The organism is Lewinellaceae bacterium (assembly GCA_020636135.1).
Taxonomy (GTDB): Bacteria; Bacteroidota; Bacteroidia; order Chitinophagales; family Saprospiraceae; genus JAGQXC01.
On the sequence record JACJYK010000001.1, the window covers coordinates 2,650,752 to 2,674,142 of the forward strand.

Sequence of the window (23,391 nt, forward strand, 5' to 3'; positions counted from 1 at the left end):
ACATAGAGTAGTTAATAAAAAGTTAATTTTTTATATCTTTGTTTTACCCTGGCTACCATTTTTTCAATTAAAATCAATCGTCATGAAAAGACTCTTACTCTCATTGGTCTTATTCGTGTGTACTGTTGCCTCGATTATGGCTCAGCGCACCGTAACGGGTACCGTTACCGACATAAGCGGAGATCCTCTGATCGGAGCAAACATCCTGATCAAAGGCACGAGCAATGGTGTTGTAACGGAAATTGATGGATCGTTTTCCATTCAAGTTCCCGATAAGTACAATGTATTGCTGTTCAGCTACACTGGATTTGAATCCAAGGAGTTGGAAATACCAGCTTCCAATGTTTTGGACGTTTCCCTGGCTGAAGGGATCACCTTATCCGAGGCTGTCGTCACGGCACTGGGAATCACCCGGGAGAAAAAATCGCTCTCCTATGCCGCTCAGGAAGTTGAACCCAAAGCATTGAATATTTCCCGCAGCTCCGGCTTTATCGACGCCTTGAGTGGTAAGGTTGCCGGGGTTCAGCTGGTGGGCTCCCCCAGTTCCGGATTTCGCGAAGGCAACATCCGTATCCGTGGTGTAAACGGCCTGAATGGCGTCGATCCGCTGTATGTACTGGATGGCACACCAGTCGATGCCGGCGCCATCAATATGGACAACGTGGAGTCGGTATCCATCCTGAAAGGACCAGCAGCAACGGCATTATACGGCCAGCGTGCTGCCGGCGGTGTTGTGGTGGTAACCAGTAAAAAAGGTGCCTCCGGAAGTGGTCTTGGCATTGAGTTTAACTCATCCAGCACCTTCGATCGCGTATCCTTGATCCCGGCCTATCAGAACGAATATGCCGGCGGTTACAGCCAGGAGTTCCTGAAATTCTCCTTCAACCCGGCCATACACCCCGCATCCTGGTCTGCCTTTGAGGGCCAGAATCTGCTGGATTATTCCGGCGACGAAAGCTGGGGTCCGCGTATGGACGGCTCATTGTACCGGCCCTATTACAGCTGGTATGAAGGTCCTGATTTTGGGAAAGAAATACCTTTGGTACCTCAGCCCAATAACGTTAAAGACTTCTTTGACACGGGAAAGAATCTGAATAACAACGTATCCTTCTCCGGAGGTGGTGAAAACTTTAATTTCCGGGTGAACTACAACAACATAACCAAAACGCTGGTACTACCTAATACCAGACAGGCAAAGAACATTATTACCGTAAACGGTACTTATGACCTGTCGAAGTTTTTAACGGTGGGTGCTAACATCAATTACAAAAACACCGATCAGCAGGGCAACATCCTGGAAGGTTACGGAGCTGGTCTGACCGGCAGCTTCAACCAGTGGTTCCAGCGCCAGGTTCAAATTGATAAGCTGAGAAACTACAAAAATGCGGATGGCACCTTCAATTCCTGGAATATCCAAAGCCCGGAAAATACCAAACCGCTGTACTGGGACAACCCTTACTACGATCTGTATGAGAACGTACCTCACTACAACGAGGGCCGCATCTACGGAGACGTGAATGTCACCTTAAATTTCAGCGAACATTTGAAGGTTCAGGGATTTGTTCGGTCAGACCTGCAAAGCTGGACCGGTGACAGCCGGTATACGGAAGGAGGACTGGGCACCCCATACTTCAGCACTTACAATGGTTCGAACAGTGAATGGAATTATGAAGGTCTGGTTTCGTACTCGAACCGTTCCAATCAGTTGTCTTACGACTTCAACATTGGAGGTAATATCCGGAATGACAATGACAGGCGCTTCTCTGCCGGTACAGTAGGTGGTCTGGCCATACCCGGATTTTACAACATTGCCTCCTCCGTGGACAAACCCAACGTGTCTGCCGCCAACTACGAAAAAGTGGTGCGGTCTGTTTATGGAAGAGGTTCTGTCGGATATAAAGACTTTTTGTACCTCGAAGCATCGGTTCGCAATGACTGGTCTTCCGCCTTACCTGCCGGAAACAACTCCTACCTGTACCCGATGGTGGGTGTGAGTTTTGTGTTCTCGGAATTACTGGGAGCCAATAACATCATCTCCAACGGAAAAGTCAGGTATTCATTCGCACAGGTGGGTAGTGACCTGAGCCCGCATCAAATCAACCCGGTTTACTCGGCTCCGGCTAGCTCCTTCTACGGTAGTTTACCGGCCATGTTCGTTCCGAGCACGCTGCGTAACGAGGCACTCAAACCCCAGTTGACATCGACACATGAAGCTGGACTCGAAATGAGTTTCCTGAACAACCGGCTCGGTTTTGAAGTCACCTACTACAAAGACCTGAACATTGACCAGATCCTGCCGCTTTCAGTACCCAGCTCAAGTGGTTACGAGACAGCCATCGTCAATGCTGGTAAGATCACCCGTAAAGGGATCGAACTCCAGATAAATGGGACACCCGTTCAGACGCGCGATTTCTCTTGGGATATCGGTTTTAACCTGGCTCAAAACCAATCACTGGTGGAAGAGCTGGCAGAAGGGCTGGATAACCGCGTCATTGGCGGTTCCGGCTACGAAGGCGGCCCATTCTGGGGTGGCATTTCCCTCAATGCCCGCGTGGGTGATGAATGGGGTACGATCATCGGCCGTCAGTTCCGTCGTGACGACAACGGCAACAGGTTGGTTGACGAAGACGGGTATTTCCTGTACGATGCCAACCAGGACCTGGGTACCATTTTGCCTGACTTTACCGGCGGTATCTTTAACGCCATTGAATACAAAGGCATTCAGTTGCTTGCTTCCTTTGACTTCCAGAAAGGTGGTCAGTTTTATTCCACCTCAGGGATGTTTAATGCTTATTCCGGCTTAGGAGCAGAAACGGTAGGTAACAACGACAAGGGCAATCCCAAGCGGGATGATCCCTCCACCGGTGGTGGCGTACGCGCAGACGGCTATTTCGAGAATGGACAGCCTAACGATGTTTACCTGAGTGCCGACGAATACTACAAATCGTTGTTCGGATTGCATGAAAACTGGCTGTTTGACGCTTCGTATTTCAAGCTGCGTGAATTGAGCATTGGTTATAATTTCAATCCAAAGAAATTAGGAATCAATTTCGCATCCAAGCTGAACATTTCACTGGTAGGCAGAAACCTGTTGTTCTTCTCTCCAACGAAGGACCGGGGATTTGACCCTTCAGAACTGGAGCGCTATTGGTATGAAGGCGGTCAGCTGCCTCAAACCCGTGGACTTGGATTCAATATTTCATTAGGATTTTAATTCACCTGCAAAAAATCGAATATCATGAAAAAACTAAGATATACCGGGGCCATTCTGGCTTTGATCCTGGTCGGCGCATGTTCCGATTTTGGCGATATCAACATTGACCCCAACAACCCTTCAACCCCGAGCACAGCGGCGTTATTGACCGGCGCCCTGCGATCGATCCCGGGGCACATTACCGCTGAGACCCCTGAGCTGTACGTACAGCACATCTCTCAGAAATATTACACCGACGGTTCACGTTACGCCACCGTCAATTTCAGCTACAACGGATATTATATAGGACCATTGATCGGTCTGCAGGAAATCATCAAATTGCTGGAAGATCCGGCAACCAGTCCGGCACAGTTGAAAAATGGACGATTGGAAGACCAGATTGCCGTTGCCAGGATCCTGCAGTCCTATTATTATTGGCAAATGACCGACGCCTGGGGCCCCATTCCTTACTCGCAGGCGCTGGAAGGACGTGAAAACTTCCGCCCGGCATTTGACGATCAGGATGTAGTGTATAACGGACTGTTTACCACGCTGTCGGACGCCGCAGCTCAGATCGATGTTTCCCGTACGGTGGATGGTGACATCATGCTTGGAGGTGACCTCCTGAAATGGAAAAAGTTTGCCAACAGCATCCACCTGATCGCTGCCCTGCGTTTATCGGAAGTGGCACCGGATAAGGCAAAAGCTGAATTTGTAGCTGCTATGAATGGTGGCGTTCTGGAAAGTAATGATGACAATATTTTCTATACACACCTCAGTGACGAAAACAACGACAACCCCTGGGAGGACCGCTTTCAGACGCGTCTTGACCAATGCGTAAGCAAACCGTTGGTGGACCTGATGAATGCAACGGGTGACCCCAGACTACCAATCTATGCGGATCCGGCTAAAGCAACCGGCGAATACGTCGGTATGCCTTACGGCTTGACACAGGATGAAGCAGGGGATATACCTAATAACAATGTATCCTTCGTCGGTAGCGCAGTCAGACAAAAGACTACACCTACTTTTGTGATCACCTATTCCCAGATCCTGTTCTCATTTGCAGAGGCGGCGCACCGGGGATGGATCGCCGGAGGGGAAGCTGCCGCTGAGCAGTTTTATCTCGATGCCATCAAAGCAAATATGGAGCAATGGGGCGCATATACCGATGATGCCTACAGCGCATTCATCGCACAGGATGAGGTAAAATACGATGCATCCATTGCCATGGAACGGATCATGACCCAGAAGTGGGTATCGCTGTACCTTAACGGGTATGAGGCATGGTCAGAATGGAGACGTACCGGATTTCCGTCGTTGACGCCTCCGGCGTTGATAATCCATCCTACCAAAGCCATCCCGGTTCGGTACGGGTATCCGACTTCGGAGCGTGACCTGAATGGTGAAAATTACGATGCAGTAGTCGCTAAACTGGGCAAAGATGACATCGATGTCCATGTCTGGTGGGATAAATAACAACGAACTACACAAGTTCTGATTCAAAGGCTGTCGTTAAGGCAGCCTTTTTTTATTGGTGGATTAGACGTCAATGACGGGAATCTGAATATGCGACAACCGATTCGTAAAGGAATTATTTGCCTGGCAAGACCAGAACCGGTGAAGTCGTCCTCAGGACAACTTGGCGGGTATGACTTAGTCCGATCAAGCGCTCCCAAAAGTTGTGATGTTCGGGCAGGATCACTGTAAGATCCATCGGATAGGTCTTCTGGTAATTGATGATCCCTTCCCAGACAGATTCCGCATCCATAGTCCGGATCTCGTATGGCTGTTGTGTGGAAAGGAGGTGATTGATACGCTGGTACAATTTTACTTCCCCTTCCTGGAATTCATCCATACCATCGGTGTCGATATGCAAAAAATGCAGGATCGAATCGTGTTGTTCCGCCAGGCGGGCAAGAACCAGAAACGAATTCACAGGAATATCTGACTCCGTGGCTACCAGAATATTTTGATAGGCGTGGTACGCTACGCCATGGGGAATAAGCATCACGGGACATCCGGCATGAAGGGAGACGTGGCTGGATACCGTACCGAATACTTTATCCTGCAGATGATGTTTCGTCCGCACGCCCATATAGATGCCGTCGACAGATCTTTTTTTTGCTTCCCGCACAATTTCATTGGAGGGAAATCCGACGGAAGCAACCAGTTCAAAGGGCTCCTTCGGGGTCTGCGCCGACGCAGCAAAACGATTGAGCTCTTCATAGACCAGTTCTTCAGCTCCTTTCATGGGTTCGAATACCAATGGCTCGTCACTTGAGAACGTGCCATCGTAGGCATGAAGCAGTACGATTTTTGCTGGCTCATCGTCTGATAATGAGGACAATAAGTAGTTTAATGCATTTTGTGAAACCTCTGAAAAATCCGTCGGAACCAAATAGGTCTTCATCAAACTTCCTGATTATGATAAACCAAGATAGGAATTTTCGGCTTGAAGGACATTTGTTTCGTTACGCTGGGGTGGAACCATTTCTCCCAGAAAGGCCGCTTATGGGCCACCATGATCAGCAGATCGATGGGGTGATTGCCCAGATAACGCTCCAGCCCGGAAGCTACCGAGTCGGCATGAACGTGATCAAACTGGATCTCATGGTGGGCAAAATATTCGGTCAGCAATTCGCGGGTTGACTGCGGTGGTTCCTCATGATTTTTATCCAGCACATGAACCAGGTGGATCAATGCACCGAAAGATCCCGACAGGTGTTTTGCCAGGGTAAGGAACGCAGATTTATCGGAATCCGGACTGAACGCATAGGCGATCTGATGGATCGGCTTGAACTCGCTGTTTTCCGGTACAAGCAATACAGGTGTATTGGATTTTTGAGCAATGGCCATGGAGACCGAACCCATCCATTTTTCGAGAACGCTCTTCTCGCCCGTAGCGCCGATGATGATCAGGTCGAAATCCTTGGCATACCGCATGATTTCCTCGGCCGGAAATCCGATGAGGCACTTGGACGAAACAAGTGAGTTGTCGGGAAGGGCAATTTTACCTTTCCATTTCTCTACCAGGCTTTCCAGCTGCTTCACTTTATCGCTCTGTATCTTCTCCAGGTCATTGATCCCGATGATGGAACCATACTGAGGATCAACGGGCGGCATGTACACATTTACCACTTCCAGGGAACTGCCAAAATGAGCAGCCCAATGCAACGCATATTGCAGAGCCCGCTCAGAGGCTGGGGAGAAATCAACCGGAACTAACAGCTTTTTCATCGTATAGGCTTTGGTAAAGGTTAGTAAGGTAAGGTGGATTGCCTCGATAAACAAGTGCGTGTTATCAAATTCTTTGTATGCCAGAGATGCGGTTCCATTGATTTTGACAAACGGAATGCTCTCAATGTCCTGATCCACCATCGTCTGCACATCAGAAACCTCCTCCAGCTCAAAATCATAACCGCCGTTTTCCAGCAAATGCTGCAACTCATTGCGAATGGCAAGATATTCTGGAGTCTGAATTCCGAACAATTTGATTGAAAGCATATTCCTTTACTTGTGGGCTAAACTAGTTGTAACTGCCGGCCGAACGAATGATCTAAGTCACCGGATCTCATAGTGTGTGTCAACCGATACGGCATGCGGGCTTCTCTTTTCCAGGCTGAATGCTTATTTTCGCACCAAATTTGAAGGTAAGCGATGGAGGATTCCAAGGCATTGATCTCTGTTTTTGAGACCGTGATCGATGCCATTATCATCATAGACCGAAAAGGAACTATCGTTCGGGTCAATCCGGCGGTTGTCAAATTATTCGGTTATGATCAGGATGAGATGCTCGGGAGAAATGTTTCCATGTTGATGCCCGAACCGGATCACTCGAATCACGATGGGTACATCAACCAGTACATATCAACCGGCCAGGCCAAGATCATTGGCATCGGGCGGGAAGTAGTGGCCAGACGCAAAGATGACTCCAGGTTCCCGATCCGTTTGGCGGTAAGCAAGGTCTCCATTGAAGGTCAGCTCTATTTTACCGGTATTATCCACGACCTCAGCAAGATCAAAGAGGCAGAGCGTAAAGTTCTGGAACTGAATCAGGAACTGGAGCAGAAGGTGCATGAACGCACCCAGGAGTTATCCGAAGTCGTCAACCGGTTACTGGATACCAATCATAAACTGAAATTTGAGGTTGAAGAACGGGTCAAGGCTGAAAATGCCCTGCTGATCAATGAGCAGGAACTCAAAAATTCACTGGAAAAGGAGAAGGAACTCAATGAATTAAAGACGCGGTTTGTGTCCATGGCCAGCCATGAATTCCGGACGCCCCTGAGCACCATCCTTTCTTCTGCATCCCTCATCAACAAGTACACGGATGGAGAACATCAGGAGAAACGGGAAAAGCACATCACGAAGATCAAAAACAGTGTTGCCCACCTGACCAACCTGCTCAATGACTTCTTATCGATCAGCAAGATTGAGGAAGGCAAACTACGGCTCCAGATGGAGAACATTGAGATCAACAATTTCTGTCAGGACATCATTGAAGAAATATCCCTGACTGTAAAATCCGGGCAACAGGTGACCTGCACGTTGTTACCCGAGCCCACGGTTTACAAACTGGACAAGACCATGATCCGGGCGATACTTTACAATCTGCTGTCGAACGCAAGTAAATATTCTCCGGAAAATGCGACCATCGAGTTACAACTGCGCAAAGACGGAAGAGGTCTGGAAATAGGGGTTATGGATGAAGGAATAGGCATCCCTGAGCTGGAGCAAAAACATCTGTTTGACCGGTTTTTTCGAGCTTCCAATGCCGGTTCCATCCAGGGCACCGGTTTGGGCCTTCACATCGTCAAACGCTATGTGGATTTAATCCATGGAAATATTACTTTTACGAGCCGGGAGTTTAAAGGCTCAGCATTTTATGTAAAATTACCATTACAAAATGGAGAAGGATAAAATTCTGGTCATTGAAGACAATCAGGAAGTTCGGGAAAACATCTTAGAGATTCTCGAACTATCCAATTATGAAATCGTTGAAGCCGCACATGGCAAAGAAGGCGTGGAGCAAGCATTTGCTACCCTGCCCGATCTGATCCTGTGTGATGTCATGATGCCTGAACTGGATGGTTTTGGCGTATTGCGTATATTGGGCAGAGACATTCGTACCCGCGATATTCCTTTCATCTTTCTAACGGCTAAAACGGAAAAACCGGATTTTCGCAAAGGGATGGGACTGGGCGCTGATGATTACATCACCAAGCCCTTTGACGATACCGATCTGCTTGCTGCCATTGAAATGCGGCTTTCCAAGCGGAAACGCCTGGAAGCTAAATCGTCTCCGCAGCAACTGACCAGTCCTGCCCGCTTTCAGCAGGAGCTGGATGCCTGGCTGGAGAACCGCGAAGAGCGGCATTTTCAGTCCAAAGCCATTGTCTTTGAAGAAGGTCAGATTGCCAATTATCTGTATTTCGTCGAACATGGCGTAGTAAAATCATTCATGCTGAATGAGCTGGGCAAGGAGTTGATCACCGGACTCTACAATCCCGGTCAATTTATGGGCTACCTGCCTATCCTGCAGGACCAGGTGTATAATGAAAACGCCATGGCGCTGGAAGAAGCAACCATCAAATTGATCCCCAAGAAAGATTTTCTGGAATTTTTGCACCGTACGCAGGGAGCTTCTGACCATTTCCTGAAAAAATTGGCTCAGAATGTGACCCGTATGGAGCAGCTGCTCCTGGATATCGCCTACTCTTCCGTGCGTAAGCGGCTGGCCAATGCCCTACTGGACCTCTCTGACCAGTTCCAGGCAGACGAGTTTTCCATCAGCCGCGAAAACCTGGCCAATGTGATCGGCACGGCTAAAGAAACGCTGATCCGTACCTTATCAGACTTCAAAGATGAGCGTCTCATCGCCATCGAGCAGCATAAGATCCAAATCCTTAACAAGGGCAAGTTGCAGAATATGCCGAATTGAGCAGGCATTGACCATTCAACTCAAAATATTTAACACCACCCACCACTAAAAAAATGCCCCTGCATAAGAAGAGCTTCTTAAGCAGGGGCCTCATCGCTGGCTATGAAGGTAAAAGTTGACGCTACATTTGGCGTCTTTGCATTACCGAATATGTAAGAGAGTTAATTCTTTTTCTTAGGAAGAAAATGTTCAACACGGACGCCCAATAAGGCGGCCAGGAATACAATCGGAACAAAAACCAAAGCCCAATATTGATGCGTGAATAAGCTTCCGATTACAATGGCCATCACCAGATAGAATCGCCACATGATCGTAACTATATTCGCTTCAAATAATTTCATAGTTGCTTTTGTAATAATGTATCCGTTATCTTCAATTACATTGTAAATGTAAGGCGGTCAGATCCTATCCGTGATAAGGACGGTCATCGCAGACAATGATCTAGATCAGCCTTCATACCTGACCTAACACAACACTGTAATCCATGAATGGAGAAAGCACTTATTTAGTCATCATCGCGGGATCCCTGATCCTTATCTTATCCTACATCTTCAATTTAATTGCTGAGCGCACCAATATCCCTTCGGTGCTCATGCTTATTCTGCTGGGCGTGGTGATCCAGTTTGGGCTGGAACTGATGCACTTCCAGCTGGCTGACCTGTTTCCGGCATTGGAAGTGCTGGGTGTTATCGGACTGATCATGATTGTTCTGGAGGCAGCACTGGATCTTGAATTGAACAAGGAAAAACTGCCCCTGATCGGCAAGTCACTGGTTGTAGCTTTATCCGGCTTGGTACTGGCCACAATGGCCATAGCCGGTCTGGTCAAACTTTTTTTCACCATTGATTTTGCCCACGCCATCCTGCTGGCCACACCGCTGGCAATCATGTCCAGTGCTATCATCATTCCTTCGGTGCAGAAGCTCACAGCTACCAAACGGGAGAACATGATCTATGAATCCACTTTTTCGGATATTCTGGGGATCATGCTATTCTACTTCATGATCTCATACCTGGAAGAAGGTGGCGGTACGGCTGCCCTTCATTTCGGCGCCAGCCTTATCCTCACCATCCTGGTAGCCGTAGTTGCCAGTTATTTACTGATCTACTTCTTCAAGGATTTTACCGGTAATAAATTATTCCTGCTGATAGCCAGCTTACTTCTCCTCTATTCGCTGGGAAAGATCATGCATTTATCTCCACTGCTGATCATCCTGGTATTCGGTCTGGCCCTTTCCAATCACCAGCGATTTTTCTGGATTTTCAAGACGAGCACCGGAGCGGATGACCCGATCGAACGCATCGAGAAGGAATTCCATATCATCACCATGGAAACAGCTTTTGTGGTAAGGACCTTTTTCTTTGTGATCTTTGGCATGACCATCCAGCTCTCCGACCTCATCGACGGAAAAGTTGCCCTGATATCGGCGCTGATCCTGCTGGCACTTTATGCTTCGCGGTGGCTCATTTTGCGTTTGTTGCAGGGTTCATCGATGGTGCCGGAATTGTGGCTGGCTCCCCGGGGACTGATTACCATCCTGCTCTTTTTTGCCATCCCACCGGCACTGCAGATCGATGGATTTAAAAATGGTATCCTGCTTTATGTGATCATTATAAGCAGCCTGCTGATGACCTGGGCGCTGGTTGACCACCACCGCAAGTCACCCGGTGCGGAAACAAGCCCAACTACGACAGATCCGGCCCCGGTATCAGATCCTGCAGATACCGGGATCTCCAATACTCCGGAAGAGCCGGATGATCCACCAAAATCCAATGCCCCGTTGTTTTAAGCCCGAAAGCCTCCTGACGGTAGCGGGGCCTCTCCGTGCCATGCGATCGTATATTCAACAGGATCCGAACCTTCATTGTGACATCACTGGTCATGTGGGTCTTTACCTAATTCTGACCTTCAATATTGAAAAAATCACGATTTGAAAATCCTGATCCGCCAATAAACGTTATATCAGTATGACAAAAGCAAAGAACAAAAAGCGCAGGATTGGCCGTATCATCCTGGTGGCCTTCAGTCTTATCATCGTGTTCCTCTTACTCACTCCAGTACTCTTTAAGAACAAAATACTGGAGCGGGTGAAGCAGGAGGTAGACCGTAATACCGAGGTTACACTGGACTTTACGGACGTATCCATCAGCTGGTGGAAGCATTTTCCGGACTTGTCCGTCCGCATCGACCAGCCGGTCGTGACCGGTAAGGATACCTTTGCCGGTCTTGCATTATTCCGGTCCAGAGCGTTGGGCGTTGATTTCAACTTCTGGGATGTACTGAAAAACAGTGATTCACTGCGCATTCAGGGCATCCACCTCGACCAGCCGGATATCCGGGTTAAAGTGCTTGCCGACGGAACCGCCAATTACAATATCACCAAACCACAGGAGACCGAAGCTACCACATCGGCAGCGACTGCTTTCAGGCTGGATTTACAGCGCCTGGACTGTCAGGGGGGAACGCTTGATTATCAGGATTTGTCCCTGGACACCTATTTTCATCTGGCTCACCTGAATCAGGATGGCCAGATCACCTATCAGGATAACAAGGTGGAAATTGGACTGGATGCCCAAGCGGACAGTGTCACCCTGCTCTACGGAGGCATCACCTATCTTAATGCCGCCGGGGTAACCTGGCAAGGCCCATTATTACTGGATCTGGATGCCGAAAAGTACACGTTTGATGCCAACGCAATAACCCTTAATGCATTGCCGGTTGACCTGAACGGATGGGTCGACCTGGAGCCTAAATCGGTCGATATGGATCTTGCTATCCGCACCCCGGGCGGCGATGTCAAACAAATGCTGTCACTGATACCAGGAGCATACCACCACTATTATGAGGGAATTACTGCCAGTGGAGAAGCAAATCTGGAAGTAACCCTGAAAGGCCCTTACCAGGACAATGTGTCCTACCCCGCCCTGCATCTTACCACGCAAGTCAAAAATGGCCGCATTCAATATGCCGGCGCTCCCTTCCCCATCGAGCAATTGCGTGTTGATGCTGAAATCAACTCCAGGGATGCCCTTTACAATGCTATGGATGTGGCACTCAGGGACCTCCATGCTGTGGTCAAGGACTCTCCGCTGGACGGACAGCTGCTGATAGATTATACCCTTCAGGACATTGTAGCCCGCGGACATCTAAAAACAAATCTGGACCTGGCCTCCTGGGTGGAAGCGCTGAAATTAGCAGATCAGTATCCGGTGAAAGGGATTCTGGCCGGTGAAGCGGACTTTGATTTCAGTCAATCAGCAGTAGTCCAAAAGAAATATGAGCAGATCAAATTTAACGGCGCTTTCAGCGGCAAAGACATTGCAGGTCAAATACCCGGTTATCCGGCTTTTGCGGCATCCAATGCTACCATCAACCTGAATCCGGAGCGCGTCGATATGCAGATCAGTGAAGCAACCGCCGGGCATTCACAAGGGTCGGCAGGCATCAATATTCAGGATCCCCTTTCCTACCTGACCGGCGGTAGTCGCACCGTCGTAGCCATTGATGTTAATATGCCAAGACTGGATCTTACGGAGTGGATGTCTTCCTCGCCCGCAGATACCGTCACGCAGGTTCCGGTCTACCAATCTCCCTATCAACCGCTACCTCCGGTTCAGATCCGCTGGAATGCATCGATAGACCGGCTGGATTACGATCAGTACGATATCCGGAATTTACGTACCAATGGCTCCTTTAAGAACGACACATTGCAGCTGCAAACCGCGTCGTGTTTGCTCTCCGGAGAACCGGTTTCGATCGCTGGCACCTTACGCCATCCCTATCAATGGTACAGCGATCCGGGTAGTGGGATGAGCGGCGATCTTAAGCTGGAGGCCCGGAAACTGGACCTGAACCCCTGGCTTGAAGTGGATACCTCTACGACAACAACTCAGACAGCTGCAACTACCAGTGAGAAGATCCTTCCGGCTAATGTGAATATTCAGGTAAAAGCATCGGTGGGTGAGCTGATCTACGACAAGTATCACCTCAACAATAGCTCGGGAATCATAGAACTGGCCGATCAGCAACTGGCTTTTAATGAGATGAAAACAAACCTCCTCGGAGGCCAGGTCGAATTTGCCGGACTCTACTCCGAACAGGGTGAACATCCGGATTTCGACCTGAAGTATGATATGCGCAAAATGAAATTCGCACCCTTGTTCCAGACTTCCCAGACATTCCAGAAACTGGCGCCTATCGCTTCTTTCCTGGATGGCGTCTTCTCCAGCACGCTGGTATTATCCGGGAAATTGGGTGACGGATGGATGCCGATCTGGGATCAGCTCAATGCAGCTGGTTTTCTGGAGACAGAGTCTGCACGTCTGAACAACTTCGAGCCGATCAATGAAGTGGCTAACCGATTACAGATCAAACAACTGGAAAATATCAACTGGAAGAATTCCCGCAACTGGTTTGAGGTCGAGAATGGTACGGTAACCATCAAGCCATTCACCTTTGATTTTCAGGATATGCGCTTCACCGTTCAGGGGCAACACCAGATCGACCAGGATATCAAATACCAGGTCCTACTGCAAATACCGCGGTCTCTGCTGGCAAAGTTGAATCTGGACCAGCCGGTCAATGCCGGCGTCCAATGGCTACAGTCACAGGCACAGAAATACGGGGTTCCTATTGGTCAATTGGATACGGCTTTCGTGCGGGTGGTCTTTACCGGACAAATCAAAAAGCCACAGGTCCAGCTGCAATGGGTTACGAAAGATGGCACTGGTTCTGTCCAGGACGCCGTCAGGTCCCAGTTTGAAGCGGAGGTGGAGAGAGGAAAGGACACTCTTATCCAGAAAGGCGAAGAAGTGCTGGATAAAGCCAAAGACACCATCAGTAAGGTGATCGACAAAAAAAGCCAGGAGGTGATCGACAAAGCCCAGGACAAAGCACAGGAGGTGATCGATTCTGCCAAGAATGCGGCAACACGTGAAGCCCGGGAGCGCCTGGATTCTTTAGCCGGGAAAAAAGTTGGCGAAGTCCTGGACACTTTGTTGCCTCCAGGGCTTGATTCACTGGGCGGAGCAAAGACTAAGGAAGAAATAGATAAGCTGAAGAACATCCTCAAAGGCTGGGATCCGCTTAAAAAGAAGAAAAAATCCGGGAGTGGCAACGAGTGACCGGCATATTACCGGAGGACAGCCATTTACCCGTTCAGCGGACTCCCCATTCCCAGATGCCGAACTGGATTTTTTTATCCACCGGATGACCGCTTTGCTTCAGTGAGAGCATGATCTGTCCACGGTGATGTGATTCATGGGAAATCAGATAACCGAGGAACGCTGCAGGATGGGGTTTAAATCCTTTAATCCGCCCATCCCTAAATCCGCGATCAAGTAATGAGGCCACCGCATCGCCGCTTTGCATTATTGATTCTTTTAATATATTTATTGTCAAGAGGTTACCTTTTTCCAGCTTGACCAATCCTTCAAGCAATTCAGGCAAAGACGCTTTGATCCACATCAACCTAACATTGTGTACATGTGCAAATTGTTCACCCACATTGCGTCCCCTGGAGGCCGACAGGTCCGTCAAATGTTCTTCCTGCAGAGCATCAAGCAGGTATAAATTGATCCGGTTGTGGATATGCCAGGTATCGATGATTTCAGTGCTCATAATTCTGATTATGCATCAAATTAAATCGGAAAATCAAAATCTTGTAACTGCCGCTGCTTTTCCATTCTCTAGTTAATCATTTCCGTGTAGAACCAAACCCTCATGGGATGAATGAAGCGGACTTGCTGCTGTTTGACCATAATTTTGTGAGGAAGCCACCCAGCGGTTTTCATACCTGAAACAATGGATTTGGTCCCATCCCGGCTAGAATGGAGCCCTGAATGGTTAACTTCGGTTATGTCTAGAACTTATTCTGTTCTACTTGAGGTGCTTATCCATATCCTCTTCTGGGGATTGACTTCCTGGTTGATCCTGAGCAGTTTCTCCATTGAGTCCATCGAATACACGATTGACCAGGGGGTGGAGCGGATGCAAATTGTCCGCAATCCGGAGATCATCCATAAGTTGGTTGTAACCCTGATTCTGAGTGCCCTGTTGTTCTATGGCAACGCGTTCAGTATTTTACGATTCTACCACGCCGGCAAAGTCAGGAAAATGTTATTTTCTTCATTACTGATCATAGCTGGAATCTTCGGACTGCAATCGCTGGCCATCAGAACTTTTCCCTTTTTTAATGGACCCGCCTTGCATAATCAGGTAAATTGGGCGATCCTGGCCTTCTATTTCATTGTTTCGACCGGCTATGCACTGGGGCGGATCGTCTGGCAAGCTACCCTTGATCAGAAGTCCCTGTTACTGGAGAAAAAACAAGCGGAATTAAATGCACTACGGCTTCAGTTGCAACCACATTTCCTGTTCAACGCGCTTAATAATTTGCTGGCTATGGTCGATCAGCAAAGGAATCCAGCCCTGGCAGGAGCAATTGACCAGTTATCCCATCTGCTAAGACATGTTGTAGACACGCAAAATCCCATCGTCGTAAGCCAGGAAATTGATTTTATCCGGAATTACATACAGATTCAGCTATTGCGCTACGCGGAGAAAGAAGTAAACTTTGACCTGCAGGTCCTGGGGACCAATGATCAACAGCTTGTCGAACCCGGCATCTTTATTCCTTTCGTAGAGAATGCCTTCAAACATGGTACGGAACCAGAGACCCGCAGCAGTATTTCGGCCCTGTTTGATCTGCGAAATATCAACCAGATATTTTTTCGGATCAGCAATCCTAACTTCAGGCACGGAAGTTCCGGCAATGGTACCGGATTAAACGACATCCGGCGGCGTCTTGAACTATTGTACCCGGATCAGTACATACTGGATATTGAAGAAAACGAGGAATACATTGTAAAACTAACCATCTGTACACATGAAGGCAATCATCGTTGATGACGAACCCAAAGCTATCGAGCTGCTCAGCAACTATCTTCGCATGTGGGGCGGTATAGAACTCGTATCCACTTTTCGGAACAGCCTTAAAGCGCTTGAATTCCTGCAGGAGCATCCCGTCGATCTGATCCTGTTGGACATCAACATGCCCCATTTATCCGGCATGGATCTGGCCAGGATGATTCCCGCTCATACCCGTATAATATTTACGACCGCCTATTCCGAGTTTGCTGTTGAAAGTTATCGTCTCGATGCTGTCGACTACCTGCTCAAACCCATCACTCTGGAACGCTTTATCCGGGCTATTAATAAACTCGGGTTTCATCGGGAGAGTGGCCCAGATGCTAATATCCAGTTAATCAAAAGCGGAAACCGGACCTATCAGATACCTTCAGACAAAATAGCCTTCCTGGAAAAAGAGGGGAACTACATGACCTACCATACAGACCAGGAAAAGATCCTCGCCCGTCAGTCGATTTCCGAAGCGCTGGAACAACTGCCTGATCATTTTATTCAGATACACAAATCCTACATTGTCAATCTTCATCGTGTGGTATACTGGAGTAAAGAGGAAGTCAAAATACAGGATGTCATCCTGCCGGTAAGCACTACCTATCGGGCGGCACTTGAATCACACTTCCATAAAGAACTCTAGTCCAATTCAATGCGGGATGCATGGGTATAAATATTGAAGCGGCCAGGTCCGGAAAACCCAACCAGCGTCATCCCATATTGTTCGGCCAGGTCCACGGCCAGAGAGGTGGGAGCACCTACAGCTATTAATACCGGACACCGGAGGACGATGGCCTTCTGGACCAGTTCGAATGCCAGCCGACCGCTCACGACCATCACGCAATCCGCTGCATCCACGTTTCCTGACATGACGCATGAGCCAATTAATTTGTCGACAGCATTATGACGGCCTACGTCTTCCCGAAGGCAGATGATCTGACCGGATTTATCACAAAGCGCCGCGGCATGCACACCGCCGGTGATGTCAAATAACTGCTGCTTTTCCCGGATCAGCCCGGGGAGCTGGCCTATCAGCAAAGCAGGCAAAGGTTTTTTCCAGGTCGGAAAAGGCATTGCTACCGGGCTGAGTAATTGTTCCATGGTCGTGCGTCCGCAAACGCCGCATGCTGTAGTAGCAGAGTAGCTACGTTCCGGCAAATCCGTTGGCCAGGGCACATCCTCAGTCAATTCGACCAGGTAGGTCCCGGATGCCTCCGTGCGTATCGAGCGGAGATCCTGTTTACTCCGGATGATTTGTTCGGAAAACAATAATCCGGCAATCAGATCTTCATCCGCCCCCGGCGTGCACATCAGAAAACCAAGATCAGCTTGCCGGTTGCCCTGCCGGACAAAAATATGCATGGGGCTTTCCATCGCAATGTTATCCTCGAACTGCTGCACCCTGCCCTCCTCATAATGAATGATTTGCCGCAGCTGAGTCGCTTGTATCGACTTCAGTTCCATTTCCGCTTTGTGCCTCATCTCCTGAAGATAGCACAACTTCCGATGTCCGTCAAACACCAGCGTCAAGCTTTAACAGAGGACCCGGAAAGACGTACATCATTCGTGGGACGAATGAAATTTCTTATTTTACCAAAAGCATTAACCACATTAAGGATCATGGATTTTCAAGCGATATTTCCTGAGTGGCTTCAACCTGGCACCTTTGTCTACAATGTGCTGCTATTTCTGGTTATTACGGCAGCTTTCCTGACCATCGGCTGGATACTGCGCAAGTTTTTCCTGATCCGCATTGCCGACACCACGCAGCGGTACCGGATGCGCAAGATGGTTAACTTTCTGGGGTACTTTCTGATTATTTTGATCGGGATTCTGATTTTCGCTGAGCAACGGTCCTACCTTACCCTCTCCATCGGATTTATCAGTGCCGGCATTGCTTTCGCATTACAGGAAGTGATACTGAGTGTTGCCGGATGGATATCCATTTATTCCTCGCGAGCCTTTAAACCTGGGGATCGCATCTCCATGCAAAATGTAAAGGGAGATGTAATTGATGTGGGAATTCTGAAAACTACCCTGATGGAAATTGGCGAATGGGTCACCGGTGATAATTATACTGGCCGCATTGTCCAGATCAGCAACTCAGCAGTATTCAAGGGGGCTGTCTACAACTATTCAACCGACTTTCCTTTTGTCTGGGATGAGATAGCCATTCCGGTACGCTTTGGCAGCGACGTAGACAAAATGCAGGAGATATTAGCCCAGGTCATCAAAGAGTACCTCATGGAATATACCCGCTATGCGGCCCAGGAATGGAAGGTTCTCGTGCGTCGCTATCTCATCGAGGATGCACGCGTGGATCCCATCGTCTATACGGAGCTGACCGATAACTGGATCAACTTCACCCTTCGGTACGTTGTTGATTATAAGAAACGGAAAAGCACCAAAACCAAGCTATTCCTCGCTATTCATCAAGCTGTAGAAGCCTCTCACGGGAAAGTTAAATTAGGTTCGGCCACTTATGAGATTGTCGGAATGCCGGATCTTTCCATTCGGGATCCAAAACCAAAACCCTGAGCCTGCCCTATGATAAACTGCCGAACATTCCGTTCCGGATACATGACCCTCTTGTGGATATTAAACTTCATAATCCAGGCTTCGGCCCAGGATTCGGTATCCATAGAACAAATCCGGCATCTATCCGGCCATCCCCGATTATTACTGCTGGCCGGAGAAGAAAATAACATCAGAGACCGTCTGTCGATGGATTCAACCTGGCAGGATGTCCACCAGACCATCCTCGCCGAATGCGAAACAATAATGTCCCAGTCACCGGTCGAACGAATCCAGATCGGCCGCCGTCTCCTCGACAAATCCCGGACTTGCCTCCAGCGAACTTTCTTTCTAAGTTATGCCTACCGCATCACGGGTGAACGAGACTATGCAGAAAGGGCGAAGCAGGAAATCCTGCAGGTATGCGGGTTCTCCGACTGGAACCCTTCCCACTTCCTTGATGTGGCAGAAATGACCTTAGCCGTGGCGGTGGGGTACGATTGGTTGTTTGATTTCTTATCATCCGAAGACCGGGCAGTAATTCGGCAGGCCATCAGTGAGAAAGGGATCCGGCCATCTTTTGATCCGGAATACAATTGGTTTTTAACGTCCAACCATAACTGGAATCAGGTGTGCAATGCCGGAATGCTCTTTGGCGCCCTGGCAATCGCCGAAGATGACCCTGAACTTGCGTTACAAGTCACCAACCGGGCCATCCGAACCGTCAAACTAGCCATGAACGCGTATGGCCCGGATGGAGCGTATCCGGAAGGCTATGCTTATTGGGATTACGGTACCAGCTTTAACGTATTATTGGTCAATTGTTTAGAAAAGCTATTTTCAACAGATTTCAACCTGCTTAGCATCCCGGGATTTTTAAACACTGCAGGGTTTATGGAAAGCATGACCGGGCCAACCGGAAACTGTTTTAACTGGGGTGACAGCCGGCAGGCTGCCAGTCTCAGCCCGGCAATGTTCTGGTTTGCCCAAAAACGTTCAGACCCATCCATTCTGTGGGTTGAAAAACAATACTTGCAGGCAGGCCTATACCGGACGATGCGTCATGACCGCCTTTTGCCTGCACTTATCCTGTGGGGCTATCCGGTGCAGATTGAGCAAGTTATGCCTCCACCGGATCTTTGCTGGTCTGGCCAGGGAGAAAACCCAGTCTGTCTGATGCGCACCTCATGGAGCACCTCTGATGCCATCTATGTGGGCTTAAAGGCAGGTTCTCCTCAGGTCAATCATGCTCATATGGATGTAGGCTCCTTCATTGTCGAAGCCAATGGTGTCCGTTGGGCATCGGACCTGGGAATGCAGAATTACGAATCACTGGAATCCAAAGGCATCGAATTGTGGGGCCGCTCGCAGGATGCTCAGCGATGGACCATCAAGCGTCTGAATAATTTTGTACATAACACCTGGACCTTTTCCGGCAGCTTGCAGCGTGTGAATGGCTATGCGCGTATCGAACGCTCCTCCTGTAATCCGGATCATCTGTACGCCATAACGGATCTCAGTACATTGTATTCGGATCAGGTCCGGTCGGTTTGGCGGGGAATTGCCATCAAAGATCAATCCTCGGTAATGGTCCAGGATGAGGTATACAACGGTGATCATCCTACGGTAATGCGCTGGACGATGCTTACAACATGTCAGGTGAAAGCAACGGCAGACGGCCTGGACCTTGAAAAAGATGGCAAACGCCTCCGCCTGATCGCTCATGGTCCCGTCAAAATCAACTGGCAAACCTGGAGTACCGAGCCAACCACGGACTACGACGAAGCCAACTCAGGAACGATCCTGGTGGGGTTTGAATACCTGGCAAATCCAGGAGAAAAGGCCAGTTTCCAGGTATTGTTTCTGTCGGAGAATAGTCAGGGTTCATTTGACGAAGTACCACTGGAAGCCTGGAAATAAGGTGACTTGACTGCTTTTAACAAGTCATTTAAATTAGAAACGTAACTTTGAATGGATTGCCTGATTGTATTCACTTCAGCTTAAACGACAGGGTATGCAACTAACTAAACCCCAATTGATGACAAAATCAAACCTTCTGATCATAATGATGGGCTTGCTCATTGCAGCACCTGCCTTTGGTCACGTGCATCTTAAATATCCGGAAGGAGGTGAACACTATATGGCTGGTGAACAAGTCATGATCCGTTGGGAAATCGAAATTCCCCATGATCAGAAAGACTGGGACCTGTACTTTACAACAGATGGCGGCACCACCTGGAATACCATCATCGAAAACCTGCCGGTAACAGACACCAGTTACCAGTGGGTCGTTCCGGGTGTATCAACCACTCATGCCAAAATCAAGGTCGTACAGGACAACAACACCGGCGACTATGAAGACAACAGCGGTGAATTTACGATCGGGAATGCAACCGCCGCCCGCAATGACCTGTTGGAACGGAACTGGAAGATTTACCCCAATCCCTCCCATGGCGAAGATATCCACATTGTTGCGGCACATCCGGACCACCGTCAGTTACAATCGATTTATCTGGTTGATGAAGCTGGCAGAGAATTATGGAGAGGCAATGCAAGCGCCGAGGACTGGATCCTCCCGGTTCCGGCCCACGCCTCGGGAATTTATTTCCTGGTCGTCCGTTATCCCCGAGAAATCCGTCAACAGAAACTTACCATTGTTTCCAGTCAATAAATCGGCGCCTTATTTTGTACCGATCACTTTAAAAGTCCTGTTCTGAACCCCTACCCCGGTTATGGTCAGTTTTTTCCAGGCGGCAGGTAGTTTGCTATTGATCTGCCGGATCCCCTCATCCGAAATTTCCAATCCGCCAAAACCCATCAGGACAGCCTGCAATACTCCGCCGGCACCGGTGCCGAAGTAAGGATTGGTTCCTCCTTTGGTTTCTGCAATGACGCGAAAAGGAGGATTCAGATTTGGCAAATAGGCTTCCTGAAACCACCTAAATGCATCCTCCCCATTACCCAAACGGGCATACAGAGTCGCAAATACGGCCTGAGTCATGGCCGGTGTCCCTGCATCCGGAACCTTTTGCTGGTAATATTCAAGATCTCTCAGGATGGCATCCGGAGCCGTGATTTCGTGTAGCGGATAAGCCAATAGGTTTACATCGGCTTGTTTGATGCCTTCTCCCTGGTAGTCTGCATGTTCCCTGGTGACTCCATCACGCAAAGTCAATATCGGTATGTTAGCTGCTACCTCCTCCCACCTGGGGTCGGCGACATAACCCAGTAATTTAGCAGCCATGGCAGCATAATGCAGGTTAGCTTTGGCAATGGCATTGGTAAATGCATTGTTATCCACATTTTCTGCCCATTCATCCGCAGCAACCACATTTTTGATGTCGTACTTCCCCTGATCATTGCGCTCTACCCTGCTAACCCAGAAAGCTGCCGTTTCAGACAGGATCGGCCAACCTTTGGTACGCAACCAGTCCTGATCCTGGGTCACGCAATAGTAAAGCCAGGCAGCATGAGCGACACAACCGGTGATGTGGTGTTCGAAGGGGCCGCTCAATGCCCAGACGGGTGTCTCCTCAACCCCGGTCTCTGCACTTTCCCAGGGAAACATGGCTCCCTGGTAGCCATTGGCAAATGCATTACGACGTGCTGCCTCCAAACGTTGATACCGGTATTCGACCAACGATCTGGCGATCTCCGGATGCAGGACCAGCAAGGGTGGATACATCCACAGCTCACTATCCCAAAATACATGGCCATTGTACCCCAGTCCACTCAATCCCATAGGTGATGGTGATAAGGCTGTTCCGGCCCTCGTAAAGGAATATAAATGATACAGCATGCTATGCACATCCTGCTGGCTCTGCGGATCCCCGTCGATCAGGATATCACTGGCCCACAATTCATCCCAGGCAGCTCGATGCAACTTCAATAGCCGGTCGTGTCCCTGGAGCTTTGCATAAATCGTCAGACGTTCCGCTTCATTCAGCGGGTCGTCATGGTGCGCAGAGGTAATCGACGTACCGATGATGGAAAAACGGTATGTTTGACCCGCTGGGATCTTTTTATTGAATCGCATCAGGTGCCGGTTGTTATCCCACATCTCATGGATAACCCGGGGTTCCTCACCGTGTTTTTCTTCGAAGAGAAATGTATTCGAGGCACACATCAGCAGTTTACCAGTGGGGCTTTTGGCAGTTGAAGTCAACAGGCTGATCAGCACGTGAGGCCGGTCAATTTCATTGTAATAATTTTCAACATCCCGCAGGGCATCCGGTGCTTCCATAACGCTGGACCCGGACAGGTCCAGATCTTGCTTGGCATACACCTCCACATCCATTAGAACGGTATAGGGCATCTGTCGCAGGGCATAATAGGTGTAGGTGATTGCCGCCTTATCCCCCACACCAAGCGTGGTCCGAAATGACGCTTCACGCATATCCAGCGTCTGTTTCATATCCTTGGTGGTGGAAGCAGAAACCTGCTGGCCATCGATCGCCAGTGACATGTTGAGTAAATTAAAACTCCGCAAAAAATTACTGACCCTGCCACGACCGTAAAGATCATAAGCGCCAGCCAGAACGACGTCCTTAACCTGAAAAGGCTCGGGAGACGAAACAATGCCGATCATACCATTTGCAACCGTCACTCCATAATAATTTCCCGGGTCGGGGCTACCTGAAATTTGCCAGGGATCCTGGGCACAGAGACCTTCCAGGGTCATCCAGATCAGCAGCATAAAAATCAGTCTATGCATGGTTCCACACTATTTATAAAACAGAAAGATATTAATCCCGGTACAAAATGTAATAATCTGGAGTTCAACACACCAGTAGGATGATGAAATTATTGCTTGCTTCGCGCT

17 protein-coding genes are annotated in these 23,391 nt (G+C 48.9%); 11 read left to right on the plus strand and 6 right to left on the minus strand.

The features are described 5' to 3' along the window. Positions 1-82 precede the first annotated feature (82 nt). Both H6570_10185 and H6570_10190 read left to right on the plus strand, forming a co-directional pair. Positions 83-3,214, plus strand: a complete 3,132-nt coding sequence (locus tag H6570_10185) for a SusC/RagA family TonB-linked outer membrane protein (protein ID MCB9319641.1) — start codon at positions 83-85, stop codon at positions 3,212-3,214. Between the two features lie 24 nt (positions 3,215-3,238). Beyond that, positions 3,239-4,672, plus strand: coding sequence for a SusD/RagB family nutrient-binding outer membrane lipoprotein (locus H6570_10190; GenBank protein ID MCB9319642.1), 1,434 nt, complete (start codon positions 3,239-3,241; stop codon positions 4,670-4,672). A gap of 115 nt (positions 4,673-4,787) precedes the next feature. Here the strand turns inward: H6570_10190 and H6570_10195 are convergent, their stop codons facing one another. After that, on the minus strand, positions 4,788-5,606 hold the full coding sequence (locus H6570_10195) for a universal stress protein (protein ID MCB9319643.1): 819 nt from the start codon (positions 5,604-5,606) through the stop codon (positions 4,788-4,790). Next, entirely contained in the window at positions 5,606-6,700 is a 1,095-nt protein-coding gene (locus H6570_10200) for a universal stress protein (protein MCB9319644.1), read from the minus strand. Before H6570_10200 ends, H6570_10195 begins: the two co-directional genes overlap by 1 nt. A 153-nt stretch (positions 6,701-6,853) precedes the next feature. On the opposite strand from H6570_10200, the gene H6570_10205 reads away from it, so the two are divergent. Together H6570_10205 and H6570_10210 are read left to right on the plus strand one after the other, a co-directional pair. After that, positions 6,854-8,116 (plus strand): PAS domain-containing sensor histidine kinase, encoded by a 1,263-nt coding sequence (locus H6570_10205; GenBank protein MCB9319645.1) that lies wholly within the window; start codon positions 6,854-6,856, stop codon positions 8,114-8,116. Then, a complete protein-coding gene (locus tag H6570_10210) occupies positions 8,103-9,137 on the plus strand; it encodes a response regulator (protein MCB9319646.1) in 1,035 nt (344 codons plus the stop codon). Before H6570_10205 ends, H6570_10210 begins: the two co-directional genes overlap by 14 nt. 161 nt (positions 9,138-9,298) lie before the next feature. Here H6570_10210 and H6570_10215 read toward each other — a convergent pair whose 3' ends face one another. Then, positions 9,299-9,478: a hypothetical protein gene (locus H6570_10215; GenBank protein ID MCB9319647.1), complete on the minus strand. Its 180-nt coding sequence runs from the start codon at positions 9,476-9,478 to the stop codon at positions 9,299-9,301. A 143-nt stretch (positions 9,479-9,621) separates the two neighbouring features. Here H6570_10215 and H6570_10220 point away from each other — a divergent pair, with 143 nt between their 5' ends. Then, positions 9,622-10,926: a cation:proton antiporter gene (locus H6570_10220; GenBank protein ID MCB9319648.1), complete on the plus strand. Its 1,305-nt coding sequence runs from the start codon at positions 9,622-9,624 to the stop codon at positions 10,924-10,926. A gap of 178 nt (positions 10,927-11,104) precedes the next feature. Next, positions 11,105-14,260: an AsmA family protein gene (locus tag H6570_10225; GenBank protein MCB9319649.1), complete on the plus strand. Its 3,156-nt coding sequence runs from the start codon at positions 11,105-11,107 to the stop codon at positions 14,258-14,260. 34 nt (positions 14,261-14,294) lie between these two features. Here H6570_10225 and H6570_10230 read toward each other — a convergent pair whose 3' ends face one another. Further along, positions 14,295-14,756 carry a hypothetical protein gene (locus tag H6570_10230; protein MCB9319650.1) on the minus strand — a complete coding sequence of 154 codons (462 nt, stop codon included), beginning with the start codon at positions 14,754-14,756 and terminating at the stop codon, positions 14,295-14,297. A 237-nt stretch (positions 14,757-14,993) separates the two neighbouring features. On the opposite strand from H6570_10230, the gene H6570_10235 reads away from it, so the two are divergent. Both H6570_10235 and H6570_10240 read left to right on the plus strand, forming a co-directional pair. Next, positions 14,994-16,043: a histidine kinase gene (locus H6570_10235; protein ID MCB9319651.1), complete on the plus strand. Its 1,050-nt coding sequence runs from the start codon at positions 14,994-14,996 to the stop codon at positions 16,041-16,043. Further along, entirely contained in the window at positions 16,024-16,698 is a 675-nt protein-coding gene (locus H6570_10240; GenBank protein MCB9319652.1) for a response regulator transcription factor, read from the plus strand. Before H6570_10235 ends, H6570_10240 begins: the two co-directional genes overlap by 20 nt. Here H6570_10240 and fdhD read toward each other — a convergent pair. Beyond that, positions 16,695-17,537: a formate dehydrogenase accessory sulfurtransferase FdhD gene (gene fdhD, locus H6570_10245; protein ID MCB9319653.1), complete on the minus strand. Its 843-nt coding sequence runs from the start codon at positions 17,535-17,537 to the stop codon at positions 16,695-16,697. The two genes, H6570_10240 and fdhD, sit on opposite strands and share 4 nt — an antisense overlap. 138 nt (positions 17,538-17,675) lie before the next feature. On the opposite strand from fdhD, the gene H6570_10250 reads away from it, so the two are divergent. From H6570_10250 to H6570_10260, 3 genes are all read left to right on the plus strand, one after another. Continuing rightward, the gene (locus H6570_10250) at positions 17,676-18,593 is read left to right on the plus strand and encodes a mechanosensitive ion channel (protein ID MCB9319654.1); all 918 of its coding nucleotides are present in this window, start codon (positions 17,676-17,678) and stop codon (positions 18,591-18,593) included. Positions 18,594-18,602: 9 nt separating this feature from the next. Continuing rightward, the gene (locus H6570_10255; protein MCB9319655.1) at positions 18,603-20,489 is read left to right on the plus strand and encodes a heparinase II/III family protein; all 1,887 of its coding nucleotides are present in this window, start codon (positions 18,603-18,605) and stop codon (positions 20,487-20,489) included. Positions 20,490-20,607: 118 nt separating this feature from the next. Beyond that, the gene (locus H6570_10260) at positions 20,608-21,240 is read left to right on the plus strand and encodes a T9SS type A sorting domain-containing protein (GenBank protein ID MCB9319656.1); all 633 of its coding nucleotides are present in this window, start codon (positions 20,608-20,610) and stop codon (positions 21,238-21,240) included. A gap of 9 nt (positions 21,241-21,249) precedes the next feature. Here H6570_10260 and H6570_10265 read toward each other — a convergent pair whose 3' ends face one another. After that, entirely contained in the window at positions 21,250-23,283 is a 2,034-nt protein-coding gene (locus tag H6570_10265) for a glycoside hydrolase family 65 protein (GenBank protein ID MCB9319657.1), read from the minus strand. Positions 23,284-23,391: the final 108 nt, after the last annotated feature.

Excerpts from the sequence above, each read along its gene's own strand:
- H6570_10185 (MCB9319641.1), top strand. The coding sequence starts at position 83 with ATGAAAAGACTCTTACTCTCATTGGTCTTATTCGTGTGTACTGTTGCC.
- H6570_10190 (MCB9319642.1), top strand. The coding sequence starts at position 3,239 with ATGAAAAAACTAAGATATACCGGGGCCATTCTGGCTTTGATCCTGGTC.
- H6570_10195 (MCB9319643.1), bottom strand. The coding sequence starts at position 5,606 with ATGAAGACCTATTTGGTTCCGACGGATTTTTCAGAGGTTTCACAAAAT.
- H6570_10200 (MCB9319644.1), bottom strand. The coding sequence starts at position 6,700 with ATGCTTTCAATCAAATTGTTCGGAATTCAGACTCCAGAATATCTTGCC.
- H6570_10205 (MCB9319645.1), top strand. The coding sequence starts at position 6,854 with ATGGAGGATTCCAAGGCATTGATCTCTGTTTTTGAGACCGTGATCGAT.
- H6570_10210 (MCB9319646.1), top strand. The coding sequence starts at position 8,103 with ATGGAGAAGGATAAAATTCTGGTCATTGAAGACAATCAGGAAGTTCGG.
- H6570_10215 (MCB9319647.1), bottom strand. The coding sequence starts at position 9,478 with ATGAAATTATTTGAAGCGAATATAGTTACGATCATGTGGCGATTCTAT.
- H6570_10220 (MCB9319648.1), top strand. The coding sequence starts at position 9,622 with ATGAATGGAGAAAGCACTTATTTAGTCATCATCGCGGGATCCCTGATC.
- H6570_10225 (MCB9319649.1), top strand. The coding sequence starts at position 11,105 with ATGACAAAAGCAAAGAACAAAAAGCGCAGGATTGGCCGTATCATCCTG.
- H6570_10230 (MCB9319650.1), bottom strand. The coding sequence starts at position 14,756 with ATGAGCACTGAAATCATCGATACCTGGCATATCCACAACCGGATCAAT.
- H6570_10235 (MCB9319651.1), top strand. The coding sequence starts at position 14,994 with ATGTCTAGAACTTATTCTGTTCTACTTGAGGTGCTTATCCATATCCTC.
- H6570_10240 (MCB9319652.1), top strand. The coding sequence starts at position 16,024 with ATGAAGGCAATCATCGTTGATGACGAACCCAAAGCTATCGAGCTGCTC.
- fdhD (MCB9319653.1), bottom strand. The coding sequence starts at position 17,537 with ATGAGGCACAAAGCGGAAATGGAACTGAAGTCGATACAAGCGACTCAG.
- H6570_10250 (MCB9319654.1), top strand. The coding sequence starts at position 17,676 with ATGGATTTTCAAGCGATATTTCCTGAGTGGCTTCAACCTGGCACCTTT.
- H6570_10255 (MCB9319655.1), top strand. The coding sequence starts at position 18,603 with ATGATAAACTGCCGAACATTCCGTTCCGGATACATGACCCTCTTGTGG.
- H6570_10260 (MCB9319656.1), top strand. The coding sequence starts at position 20,608 with ATGACAAAATCAAACCTTCTGATCATAATGATGGGCTTGCTCATTGCA.
- H6570_10265 (MCB9319657.1), bottom strand. The coding sequence starts at position 23,283 with ATGCATAGACTGATTTTTATGCTGCTGATCTGGATGACCCTGGAAGGT.